11 protein-coding genes and 1 pseudogene are annotated in these 11,231 nt (G+C 52.7%); 4 read left to right on the top strand and 8 right to left on the bottom strand.

The window, feature by feature from the left end:
* Positions 1-263 precede the first annotated feature (263 nt).
* Together chiP and chiQ are read left to right on the top strand one after the other, a co-directional pair.
* Positions 264-1,669, top strand: a pseudogene (gene chiP, locus FFT88_RS08255) (chitoporin).
* A 49-nt stretch (positions 1,670-1,718) separates the two neighbouring features.
* On the top strand, positions 1,719-2,045 hold the full coding sequence (chiQ, locus tag FFT88_RS08250; protein ID WP_000733594.1) for a ChiQ/YbfN family lipoprotein: 327 nt from the start codon (positions 1,719-1,721) through the stop codon (positions 2,043-2,045).
* Between the two features lie 84 nt (positions 2,046-2,129).
* Here chiQ and fur read toward each other — a convergent pair whose 3' ends face one another.
* The 5 genes from fur to ybfF all read right to left on the bottom strand — a co-directional run bounded on the left by fur (position 2,130) and on the right by ybfF (position 4,732).
* Positions 2,130-2,576: a ferric iron uptake transcriptional regulator gene (gene fur, locus FFT88_RS08245; protein ID WP_000131706.1), complete on the bottom strand. Its 447-nt coding sequence runs from the start codon at positions 2,574-2,576 to the stop codon at positions 2,130-2,132.
* Positions 2,569-2,655 (bottom strand): fur leader peptide, encoded by an 87-nt coding sequence (gene uof / locus FFT88_RS08240; protein ID WP_010380762.1) that lies wholly within the window; start codon positions 2,653-2,655, stop codon positions 2,569-2,571. The genes fur and uof overlap by 8 nt, the downstream gene beginning before the upstream one ends.
* Positions 2,656-2,864: 209 nt before the next feature.
* Complete coding sequence (fldA, locus tag FFT88_RS08235; protein ID WP_010346538.1) at positions 2,865-3,395, bottom strand: flavodoxin FldA; 531 nt, start codon at positions 3,393-3,395, stop codon at positions 2,865-2,867.
* A gap of 139 nt (positions 3,396-3,534) precedes the next feature.
* A complete protein-coding gene (gene ybfE / locus FFT88_RS08230) occupies positions 3,535-3,828 on the bottom strand; it encodes a LexA regulated protein (RefSeq protein ID WP_064528940.1) in 294 nt (97 codons plus the stop codon).
* A 139-nt stretch (positions 3,829-3,967) separates the two neighbouring features.
* Positions 3,968-4,732 carry an esterase gene (gene ybfF, locus FFT88_RS08225; protein ID WP_130215032.1) on the bottom strand — a complete coding sequence of 255 codons (765 nt, stop codon included), beginning with the start codon at positions 4,730-4,732 and terminating at the stop codon, positions 3,968-3,970.
* 184 nt (positions 4,733-4,916) lie between these two features.
* Between ybfF and seqA the strand changes: the two genes are divergently transcribed.
* Complete coding sequence (gene seqA / locus FFT88_RS08220; RefSeq protein ID WP_024180018.1) at positions 4,917-5,462, top strand: replication initiation negative regulator SeqA; 546 nt, start codon at positions 4,917-4,919, stop codon at positions 5,460-5,462.
* Between the two features lie 28 nt (positions 5,463-5,490).
* On the top strand, positions 5,491-7,131 hold the full coding sequence (gene pgm / locus FFT88_RS08215; RefSeq protein ID WP_135404595.1) for a phosphoglucomutase (alpha-D-glucose-1,6-bisphosphate-dependent): 1,641 nt from the start codon (positions 5,491-5,493) through the stop codon (positions 7,129-7,131).
* 172 nt (positions 7,132-7,303) lie between these two features.
* Here pgm and kdpE read toward each other — a convergent pair whose 3' ends face one another.
* The 3 genes from kdpE to kdpC are packed head-to-tail and all read right to left on the bottom strand — an operon-like array spanning position 7,304 to position 11,227.
* Entirely contained in the window at positions 7,304-7,981 is a 678-nt protein-coding gene (gene kdpE, locus FFT88_RS08210; protein WP_000186076.1) for a two-component system response regulator KdpE, read from the bottom strand.
* Positions 7,978-10,662, bottom strand: a complete 2,685-nt coding sequence (gene kdpD / locus FFT88_RS08205) for a two-component system sensor histidine kinase KdpD (RefSeq protein WP_135404594.1) — start codon at positions 10,660-10,662, stop codon at positions 7,978-7,980. Before kdpD ends, kdpE begins: the two co-directional genes overlap by 4 nt.
* The gene (kdpC, locus tag FFT88_RS08200) at positions 10,655-11,227 is read right to left on the bottom strand and encodes a K(+)-transporting ATPase subunit C (RefSeq protein ID WP_135404593.1); all 573 of its coding nucleotides are present in this window, start codon (positions 11,225-11,227) and stop codon (positions 10,655-10,657) included. The genes kdpD and kdpC overlap by 8 nt, the downstream gene beginning before the upstream one ends.
* Positions 11,228-11,231: the final 4 nt, after the last annotated feature.

Here is an 11,231-nt window from a genome sequence, read left to right as displayed (position 1 = left end):
ATCTTGCTGGAAATTCACGCTTTTATTCTTCTACAAGCCTTTCTACTGCAAACTTAAACCTTGTAACAAAAATCATCAAAATATGTGCGGTTGCTCATGTTCTTACATTCTCGTTACAGAAAGAGATTGATAATTCGCGTCGCGAAAAATAGTCTATTCCTGTAGTCAGCGAGACTTTTCTCAACGCTACTTTTTTAATTTTTATTTTTTTTTTCGCTGTTCACCTGTGGTGCAGCAATTTATACGTCAAAGAGGATTAACCCATGCGTACGTTTAGTGGCAAACGTAGTACGCTGGCGCTGGCTATCGCCGGTGTTACAGCAATGTCGGGCCTGGTGGCAATGCCGGAGCTCGCGCCGAAGGATTCATCGACGATTCAACCTTAACCGGCGGTATCTATTACTGGCAGCGTGAACGTGACCGTAAAGATGTTACCGACGGCGACAAATACAAAACCAACCTTTCTCACTCCACCTGGAACGCCAACCTCGATTTTCAGTCCGGTTATGCTGCTGATATGTTCGGCCTTGATATTGCCGCGTTTACGGCGATTGAAATGGCGGAAAACGGCGACAGCTCTCACCCGAACGAAATCGCGTTTTCAAAAAGTAATAAAGCCTATGACGAAGACTGGTCCGGCGATAAAAGTGGTATAAGCCTGTATAAAGCAGCGGCCAAATTTAAATACGGTCCGGTGTGGGCGAGGGCAGGTTACATTCAGCCAACAGGTCAAACGCTGTTAGCGCCGCACTGGAGCTTTATGCCGGGTACTTATCAGGGTGCGGAAGCCGGGGCGAATTTTGATTACGGCGATGCTGGTGCGTTGAGTTTCTCCTACATGTGGACCAACGAATACAAAGCGCCGTGGCATCTGGAAATGGATGAGTTTTATCAGAATGATAAAACCACCAAAGTTGATTATCTGCACTCCATCGGTGCGAAATACGACTTCAAAAATAACTTCGTGCTGGAAGCGGCGTTTGGTCAGGCGGAAGGGTATATCGATCAGTACTTTGCCAAAGCCAGCTATAAATTTGATATCGCTGGTAGCCCGCTAACCACCAGCTACCAGTTCTACGGTACGCGCGATAAAGTTGACGATCGCAGCGTCAACGATCTTTATGACGGCACCGCCTGGTTGCAGGCATTGACCTTTGGTTACCGGGCGGCTGATGTAGTGGATTTGCGTCTGGAAGGCACCTGGGTTAAGGCTGACGGCCAGCAGGGATACTTCCTGCAACGTATGACCCCAACCTATGCTTCCTCTAACGGTCGCCTGGATATCTGGTGGGATAACCGTTCTGACTTTAACGCCAACGGCGAAAAAGCGGTCTTCTTCGGCGCGATGTATGACCTGAAAAACTGGAATCTTCCAGGCTTCGCCATCGGCGCCTCCTACGTTTACGCATGGGATGCTAAACCTGCGACCTGGCAGAGCAATCCGGATGCGTACTACGACAAGAACCGGACTATTGAAGAGTCTGCATACAGCCTGGATGCGGTTTACACCATTCAGGACGGCCGCGCCAAAGGCACGATGTTCAAACTGCACTTCACCGAATACGACAACCACTCCGACATCCCAAGCTGGGGCGGCGGTTACGGTAACATCTTCCAGGATGAGCGCGACGTGAAATTCATGGTAATCGCACCATTCACCATCTTCTGATGCCCGACGCGGCAGGTTTTGTGCCTGCCGCACATTTGAGGAATTCGCTATGAAAAAACTGATTCTCATCGCCATGATGGCATCGGGGCTGGTGGCTTGTGCGCAATCAACCGCGCCACAGGAAGACAGCCGCCTGAAAGAGGCGTACAGCGCCTGTATCAATACCGCGCAAGGTTCGCCGGAAAAAATTGAAGCCTGTCAGAGCGTGTTAAACGTGCTGAAGAAAGAGAAACAACATCAGCAATTTGCTGAGCAGGAAAGTGTCCGCGTGCTGGATTATCAGCAGTGCATCCAGGCAACGCAAACCGGTAATGACCAGGCAGTGAAAGCCGATTGTGATAAGGTCTGGCAGGAAATTCGCAGTAATAACAAATAAGTGAGGGCTGTAACTCTCGCTTTTCTTATTTCCCTTGTATAAAAAAGCCAACCCGCAGGTTGGCTTTTTCTCATTCAGGCTGACTTATTTGCCTTCGTGCGCGTGCTCATCTTCGCGGCAATCGCCTTCGGCACAGTGACCGTAAAGATAGAGACTATGGTTAGTCAGGCGAATGCCATGCTTCGCGGCAATTTCACGCTGACGCGCTTCGATAGATTCATCACTAAACTCGATAACCTTGCCACAGTCGAGGCAGATCAGGTGATCGTGGTGATGTTGTTGAGTCAGTTCAAATACGGATTTACCGCCTTCAAAATTGTGGCGGGTGACGATACCGGCGTCGTCAAACTGGTTCAGTACGCGATATACCGTAGCCAGACCAATTTCTTCACCCATATCGATCAGACGCTTGTATAAATCTTCCGCACTGACGTGATGGTTGTCCGGCTCCTGAAGAACTTCCAGGATTTTTAAGCGAGGAAGCGTTACTTTCAGGCCAGCTTTCTTTAGGGCGGTATTGTTATCAGTCATGCGGAATCTGTCCTGTTACTAAGCGGTTCACTTCATTAAAAGAAGTGACAGAATTTGCTCTTGAGATAATGCGTATCATTATAGATTTGCCATGCCTAAATGAAAACTACAAGTCCCTGGCAAATATTGTTAATAAAAACGTGGCTTAGCTTACATTTACATCGGTAAGGCCACTTCAATACTGGAACATTGTACAGGTACTACGGCAAAAGTTACAAATTTGTAGCAATTATTTTGATTGGCATTATCTATTAATACGGCGTAGACATGAGTCTACGCCGCAGTACATCAGGCATTGATAATTTCGTCGAGATGCAGTTCTTCAGAAATTTGTTTTACCCATTTTTCTACACGTTCGGCGGTCAGTTCTGGCTGACGGTCTTCGTCGATAGCCAGGCCGACAAAGTGGTCATCATCCGCCAGACCTTTTGATGCTTCGAAATGGTAGCCCGCAGTTGGCCAGTGACCGACGATGGTCGCGCCGCGCGGTTCAATGATGTCACGAATGGTGCCTAAGGCGTCGCAGAAATATTCTGCGTAATCTTCCTGGTCGCCACAGCCAAACAGCGCAACCAGTTTACCATTGAAATCAATCTCTTCGAGAGTCGGGAAGAAGTCGTCCCAGTCACACTGTGCTTCGCCATAGTACCAGGTTGGGATGCCCAGCAGAAGAATGTCATAAGCTTCCAGATCTTCTTTGCTGCTTTTTGCAATGTCATGGACATCGGCAACGTCTTTACCAAGCTGTTTTTGAATCATTTTTGCGATATTTTCGGTATTACCGGTGTCGCTGCCGAAAAAGATGCCAGTGATAGCCATGAGTGAAATAACCTCTTGAAACTTATTGAAATGGGGGTGGCAAATTGCCCACGGATAAAGGCAATCATAGCAGAACAGGCAGTCTTGCGGAATCAGCAAACGAGCAGGACTGCACACTGTGCTACACGAAAGTGGATATTTAAACGATGCCCTGATTACGCAGCGCCGCCAGTTGCTGCATCAATATCTCTTCGATCAGTTCGCTACGGCTCATATTGCGCGACTCCGCCAGCTCGTTCAGCGCCTCGACAGCTTCCGCGTTCAGCTTCAGTTCGACACGCTTAAGGCCACGTACTTTGTCGCGTTTTAGCTGGTTGCGTTTATTAATACGCAGCTGTTCATCGCGCGAAAGCGGATTGGTTTTCGGTCGTCCCGGTCGACGCTCGTGCGCGAACAGATCTAATGTCGTACGGTCCGTTTGTTCTTTGGCCATGATCTTGGTGACTTCGGGGGAAACAATCAGCCAGGCGCCTGCCCGGATGGATAGCCCGCCATAATACAACAGCGTGAGGAATCTCGCCAACGCCCACGCGCGGAATGCCGCGCGGACGCTGGGTTTTTAATCAGTTGCGTTAATCATTAAGATAGCGACGGATAGCCCGCAGCACAGCATCCGGTTTTTCTGCGTGTACCCAATGACCCGCGCCTGCAATGACATGCGCCCGTGCTTGTGGGAATTGCGCCAGCAAATCATCACGATACTGTTCAGTAACATACGGGGAATTGCCGCCAGGAATAAACAGAGCAGGGTGGTTCCATGCCGGAATCTTCTCCCAGCCAACAATATGTGGGTACTGATCCCATAATACTGGCACGTTAAAACGCCACTCACCGTCAACAAAAGATTTCAGCAGGAATTGAATCACGCCCTCTTCATTAATATATTGGCGCATCACTACAGCGGCCTGTTGGCGCGTTTGCGCGTCGGATCCACTGACCGCGTTGATAGCTGCGAAAATTTCATCATGACGGCGTACGTGATAATCCACCGGCGCGATATCGATCGCTACCAGTTTCTCGATGCGATCGGGCGCCAACGCGGTCAGTGCCATCACAGCTTTCCCCCCCATTGAGTGACCAATAAATGTCGCCTTATCGATCTGCAGCGCATCCAGAGTATCAACAAGATCCTGGGCCATCGCCGGGTAATTCATGTGTGGATCTCGTGGCGAAAGTCCGTGGTTTCGCATATCAACCTGGATGATATTGTGATCGTTTACCAGGTCGCGCGCCAGCACGCCGAGGTTGTCAAGGCTACCAAACAACCCGTGGACGAGGACGATGGGAGAATTATTATGCTGATTTTGTGCAGATTGCGCGCGGATATTCAATTTCATGGCAAAGTTCTTTTTTTCGAGTAGTTGGGTTAGGGTATTATGTTGACCATTGTGCCACAGGGCTGCAACAGATAAGGTTTAATCCGATTTTTTCTGCAAGCCAGGCTTGACGCTATCCGCTGCCGGGATTTATTCATATACTCCTGGCGACTTGTATTCAGCTAAGACACCGCACTGGATTAAGATGAAAACGATTGAAGTTGATGATGAACTCTACAGCTATATTGCCAGCCACACTAAGCATATCGGCGAGAGCGCATCCGACATTTTACGGCGTATGTTGAAATTTTCCGCCGCATCACAGCCTGCTGCTCCGGTGACGAAAGAGGTTCGCATTGCGTCGCCTGCTATCGTCGAAGCGAAGCCGATCAAAACGGTGAAAGACAAAGTGCGCGCGATGCGTGAACTTTTGCTTTCCGATGAATACGCAGAGCAAAAGCGAGCGGTCAATCGCTTTATGCTGCTGTTGTCTACACTATATTCTCTTGACGCCCAGGCGTTTGCCGAGGCAACGGAATCGTTGCACGGCCGCACGCGCGTTTACTTTGCAGCAGATGAACAGACGCTGCTGAAAAATGGTAATCAGACCAAGCCGAAGCATGTGCCAGGCACGCCGTATTGGGTGATCACCAACACTAACACTGGCCGTAAATGCAGCATGATTGAACACATCATGCAGTCGATGCAATTCCCGGCGGAATTGATTGAAAAGGTTTGCGGGACAATTTAAAACAACGTTGCAGATAAAGGACAAAGCAATGGCAATCCACAATCGTGCAGGCCAACCTGCACAGCAGAGTGATTTGATAAACGTCGCCCAACTGACGGCGCAATATTATGTACTGAAACCAGAAGCAGGGAATGCGGAGCACGCGGTGAAATTCGGTACTTCCGGTCACCGTGGCAGTGCAGCGCGCCATAGCTTTAACGAGCCGCACATTCTGGCTATTGCTCAGGCGATTGCCGAAGAACGGGCGAAAAACGGCATCACTGGCCCTTGCTATGTGGGTAAAGATACTCACGCCCTGTCCGAACCTGCGTTTATTTCTGTACTGGAAGTGCTGGCAGCGAACGGGGTAGACGTTATTGTGCAGGAAAACAATGGCTTCACTCCGACACCTGCCGTCTCTAATGCCATTCTGGTTCACAATAAAAAAGGTGGACCTCTGGCAGATGGTATCGTGATTACGCCGTCCCATAACCCGCCGGAAGACGGTGGTATCAAGTACAACCCGCCAAATGGTGGCCCGGCAGATACCAACGTCACTAAAGTGGTGGAAGACAGAGCCAACGCACTGATGGCCGATGGCCTGAAAGGCGTGAAGCGTATCTCCCTCGACGAAGCGATGGCATCTGGTCATGTGAAAGAGCAAGATCTGGTGCAACCGTTCGTAGAAGGTCTGGCCGATATCGTTGATATGGCAGCGATTCAGAAAGCTGGCCTGACGCTGGGTGTTGATCCGTTGGGCGGTTCCGGTATCGAATACTGGAAGCGCATTGGCGAGTATTACAACCTCAACCTGACCATTGTTAACGATCAGGTCGATCAAACCTTCCGCTTTATGCACCTCGATAAAGACGGCGCAATCCGTATGGATTGTTCCTCTGAGTGTGCGATGGCGGGCCTGCTGGCGCTGCGTGATAAGTTTGATCTGGCGTTTGCCAACGACCCGGATTATGACCGTCACGGTATCGTCACTCCGGCTGGTTTGATGAACCCGAACCACTACCTGGCGGTGGCGATCAACTACCTGTTCCAGCATCGTCCGGAGTGGGGCAAAGATGTTGCCGTCGGTAAAACGCTGGTTTCATCAGCGATGATCGACCGTGTGGTCAATGACCTGGGCCGCAAGCTGGTAGAAGTACCGGTAGGTTTCAAATGGTTTGTTGATGGTTTGTTCGACGGCAGCTTCGGCTTTGGCGGCGAAGAGAGCGCTGGGGCTTCCTTCCTGCGTTTCGACGGCACGCCGTGGTCCACCGATAAAGACGGCATCATTATGTGTCTGCTGGCGGCGGAAATCACCGCTGTCACCGGTAAGAACCCGCAGGAACACTACAACGAACTGGCAAAACGCTTTGGTGCGCCGAGCTATAACCGTTTGCAGGCAGCTGCGACTTCCGCACAAAAAGCGGCATTGTCTAAGCTGTCTCCGGAAATGGTGAGCGCCAGCACTCTGGCAGGCGACCCGATCACCGCGCGCCTGACCGCAGCACCTGGCAACGGTGCTTCTATCGGCGGCCTGAAAGTGATGACTGACAACGGCTGGTTCGCCGCGCGTCCGTCAGGCACGGAAGACGCATATAAGATCTACTGTGAAAGCTTCCTCGGTGAAGAACATCGCAAGCAGATCGAGAAAGAAGCGGTTGAGATTGTTAGCGAAGTTCTGAAAAACGCGTAATCACAGAAAATAAGAAAAAGGGCGGTCGGAAGATCGCCCTTTTTTACTTATGACTGCCTGATGCGCTACGCTTATCAGGCCTACGAGGATGGTGCAATATATTGAATTTGCGCGATTTTGTAGATTTCGTAGGCCGGATAAGGCGTTCACGCCGCATCCGGCATTTCAACCCCTAAAGCATAAACCGATACCCAATACCGGTTTCAGTAATGAAATGGCGGGGGCGAGCGGGATCCTGTTCCAGTTTTTGTCGCAGATGTCCCATATAAATACGCAAATAATGACTGTGTTCGACCGCGTTTGGCCCCCACACCTGGTTAAGGAGCTGGCGCTGGGTGAGCACTTTTCCGGCATTGTTGAGCAGCACGGCCAGCAGACGGAACTCAATCGGTGTTAGATGTACTTCTTCCTCACCCCGGTGAATCACCCGGGCGGCTAAATCGACGGTAACATCGGAAAATTTCACCAGCGGATCGGGCGCCGTGGTGGCAGAGTGGCGGCGTAACGCGACACGCAGGCGGGCCTGCAATTCGCCAATGCCAAATGGCTTACTCAGATAATCATCCGCTCCGGCATCCAGCGCGGCGATTTTGTCGCTCTCTTCGCTACGTGCGGAAAGCACAATCACCGGTACCGCGCTCCACTGGCGCAGGTCGCGGATAAACTCAATTCCATCGCCATCGGGCAGGCCGAGATCGAGAATAATCAAATCTGGCTTACGGGTTGCCGCTTCCAGCAAACCGCGTTGCAGCGTTTCGGCCTCAAAGACGCGCATACCGTCGCCTTCCAGCGCCGTGCGCAGAAAGCGACGAATAGCCTGTTCATCTTCAACAATCAGAACGTTTGTCACATATCCTCATGAAATTCTTCAAGTTCAGGGGCAGTTTGCTGGGGAAGTGTAACACGAAAACAGGCACCACCTTCCGGTCGGTTGAACGCGGTAATGGTGCCGCCGTGTACATCCACAATCGCCCGACAAATTGCCAGCCCAAGCCCTACACCTGGCACCGCCGACTCTTTATTCCCGCGAGCAAACTTATCGAAAATCGTCTGCTCCTGGCCTGGCGGAAGACCGGGGCCGTTATCCCAGACATCCAGTTGTAGATTTTCGTCCTCAACGTGGGCATCGATACCAATTTCGGCCTGCGGACCCGCGTATTTCACCGCGTTCTCCAGCAGATTAATCAGCACCCGTTCAAAGAGTGGCCCGTCAACGTGGATTAAGGTCAGCGGTTCTGGCAGAGAAAGATTGATTGGCGACGATAAACCCGGTTCCAGCATTTGCAGCGCGCTACCGACCACTTCTTCCAGCGTTAACCACTCTTTCTTCAAATTAAAGCCGCCGGACTGAATTCGCGCCATATCCAGTAGATTATTCACCAGTCGGGTAGTGTTCAGCACATGCTGGCGAATCTCGCTGGCCTGGCGGGCGTGGGGCGATCCTTCGCTTGCCAGATCGAGCGTTAAGATTTCAGCCTGACCAAACAGCACTGTAAGCGGAGTGCGTAAATCGTGCGAAAGCGCCGCCAGCAGGGCGTTGCGGATCTGTTCTCGTTCGCTTGCCATCCGCGCCTGTTCTTCGCTGGCGGTCAGCGTCAGCCGCTCAAACGCATTGGCGACTAACAGCGTAAACGTCTCCAGCAGGCGCTGCTGTTCCGGGATCATCAACTGACGCAGATTCCCCGGTTCCACCACCACCAGTCCGTAGGTTTTCTCGCCGCTTTTTAGCGGCAAAATCTGGTACGGTACACCGGGTAACGTGTCGGTGCCCGCGCCCGCAGGCAGGCCTTTATCAAAACTCCACTGCGCGATGGCATCGTCCCACGGCGTCATTCCTTGCGGATGTGTTAACGGCTGCAATTTGCCATTGTCATCAGGCAGCAACACCTGACTGCGGGCATGAAACGTGGAGGCAATAAATTGTTCGCTGGTGGCGGCAATGTCCTGCGGACTGCGGCCCACCGCCAGAGCTTTGGACATTTCATATAAGTGCCGTGTGCGTTGCTCGCGGTAACGGGCTACCCGCGCCTGATAACGCACACCCGCAGTAAGGTTCCCGATCACCAGTCCGACGGTTAACATCACCGCGAAGGTCAGCAGATATTGCACATCAGAGACGGCGAGCGTGCCGCGTGGGGCGATAAAAAAGAGATCGAAACTCACCACATTAATGACGGTGGCGACCACTGAAGGCCAGCGGCCATAAAACAGCGCCACCACCACCACGCCAAGCAGATACAGCATCACCAGGTTGGCGGCATCAAACGCCATCAGCCACTGCATGGCAATTAAGGTGATAACGGCGCATAACGCGGCGGCAACCACGCATCCCTGAATCTGTACCCGCCACTTGTCTTTAAAAGAGCGGCTATCCGGCGCGTTGTTAATCGTGCGGGCGGGTGGTTCATCAAGCGCGACCAGCACCTGATCGAGATCGGGGGCGATGCGCGCCAGTCGGTCAGCAAACGTTTCCCGACGCCACCAGCGGCGCGAGGCTGGGCGACCGAGAATAATCTTGCCGAGATTATGTTCACGGGCATAACGCACTACCGCTTTTTCTTCCGCTGGATCAGAGAGTGTTGCCGTCTCTGCGCCCAGCTCCTGCGCCAGACGTAAGGCGCTGAGAATTGCCCGACGTTTTTTCTCCGGTAAGCGGTGCAGGGCAGGGGTTTCAACATACACCGCGTGCCAGACGTTCCCCAGCCGTGACGCCAGCCGCGCCGCCGCGCGGACCAGTTTCTCACTGCCGGTGTTATGCCCGATGCATAAAAGGATCGCGTCGCGCGTGTGCCAGACTTTCTCTTCGCCAGGATGCCCCCGCCAGGCGCGCATTTGTTCATCTACGCGATCGGCAGTGCGGCGCAGTGCCAGCTCGCGCAGGGCGATCAGATTGCCTTTGCGGAAAAAATGTTCAATGGCGCGCTCCGCCTGCCCGGCAATATAGACTTTGCCTTCTTTCAGCCGCTGGCGCAGATCGTCCGGGGGCAAGTCCACCAGCACCACGTCGTCGGCGGCATCGAAAAAAGGATCGGGCACGGTTTCCCGTACCTGAATTCCGGTTACGCCGCTGACCACATCATTCAGACTTTCCAGATGCTGAACGTTGACGGTAGTGAAAACATCAATGCCAGCTTCCAGCAGCTCTTCGATGTCCTGCCAGCGTTTAGGATGACGAGAACCTGGCGCATTACTGTGCGCCAGTTCGTCCATTAAGATCAGCGCCGGACGGCGGGCGAGGGCGGCATCAAGATCAAACTCGCTGATATGCCGCCCACGATACGCCTGGCGTTTCAGTGGCAGAACAGCCAGACCTTCCAGCATTGCGGCGGTATCTTTCCGCCCGTGGGTTTCTACCACGCCAACCACAATATCCAGCCCTTGCGCCCGCAGTCGCTGGGCTTCTGCCAGCATCGCCCAGGTCTTCCCGACGCCTGCGCAGGCACCGAAGAAAACTTTCAGCTTCCCCCGATGCGGCGCGGCAGTTTGTTCCAGCAGACGATCGGGGTCGGGACGTAAGGGTTCGTTATTCATCAAGCTTATCCAGCGCCAGATTGAGTTCGACAATGTTGATGACCGGCTGGCCGATATATTTCACCAGCGGTTGTTGGCTGTATTTTGCGATCAGTTGCGTGAGCTGTTCAACGCTGAGATTACGCGCTTTCGCCACGCGTGGGATTTGCCAGGCCGCCGCTTGCGGGGTGATATTATTGTCCAGCCCGCTTGCCGACGCCGTCACCAGTTCAACCGGAACGCTCGTGCTGGCATCCGGGTTAGCGGCCCGTAATGCAGCAACGCGTGCGGCTATCTGTTTATCCAGCTCAGGGTTACTGACTGCCAGATTGCTCCCGCCAGAAGCCTGTGAATTATAGGGCATTTCTGCCGTTGCCGACGGACGACCCTGAAAATAGCCGTTGCCGGTAAAATTCTGCCCGATTAATGCCGAACCGCGTACCGTATCACCTTCACGGATCAACGAACCGTTGGCCTGCCAGGGAAACCACCATTGCCCCAGCGCGGTGGTCAGCAACGGGTAAACGCCACCAGTAATCAATAACAGAAAGATAAATGTCGATAATGCCGGACGTAATCCACGCATGGTA

The sequence above is a fragment of the Escherichia sp. E4930 genome (genome assembly GCF_005845405.1).
GTDB lineage: Bacteria > Pseudomonadota > Gammaproteobacteria > Enterobacterales > Enterobacteriaceae > Escherichia.
Note: the sequence above shows the minus strand (reverse complement) of the source record. Positions and strands in the feature narration are given on the sequence as shown.

What these genes read in the sequence shown, in the direction of transcription:
- fldA (WP_010346538.1), bottom strand. Translation starts at nt 3,395, where the DNA reads ATGGCTATCACTGGCATCTTTTTCGGCAGCGACACCGGTAATACCGAA.
- fur (WP_000131706.1), bottom strand. Translation starts at nt 2,576, where the DNA reads ATGACTGATAACAATACCGCCCTAAAGAAAGCTGGCCTGAAAGTAACG.
- pgm (WP_135404595.1), top strand. Translation starts at nt 5,491, where the DNA reads ATGGCAATCCACAATCGTGCAGGCCAACCTGCACAGCAGAGTGATTTG.
- ybfE (WP_064528940.1), bottom strand. Translation starts at nt 3,828, where the DNA reads ATGGCCAAAGAACAAACGGACCGTACGACATTAGATCTGTTCGCGCAC.
- chiQ (WP_000733594.1), top strand. Translation starts at nt 1,719, where the DNA reads ATGAAAAAACTGATTCTCATCGCCATGATGGCATCGGGGCTGGTGGCT.
- seqA (WP_024180018.1), top strand. Translation starts at nt 4,917, where the DNA reads ATGAAAACGATTGAAGTTGATGATGAACTCTACAGCTATATTGCCAGC.
- uof (WP_010380762.1), bottom strand. Translation starts at nt 2,655, where the DNA reads ATGATACGCATTATCTCAAGAGCAAATTCTGTCACTTCTTTTAATGAA.
- kdpD (WP_135404594.1), bottom strand. Translation starts at nt 10,662, where the DNA reads ATGAATAACGAACCCTTACGTCCCGACCCCGATCGTCTGCTGGAACAA.
- ybfF (WP_130215032.1), bottom strand. Translation starts at nt 4,732, where the DNA reads ATGAAATTGAATATCCGCGCGCAATCTGCACAAAATCAGCATAATAAT.
- kdpC (WP_135404593.1), bottom strand. Translation starts at nt 11,227, where the DNA reads ATGCGTGGATTACGTCCGGCATTATCGACATTTATCTTTCTGTTATTG.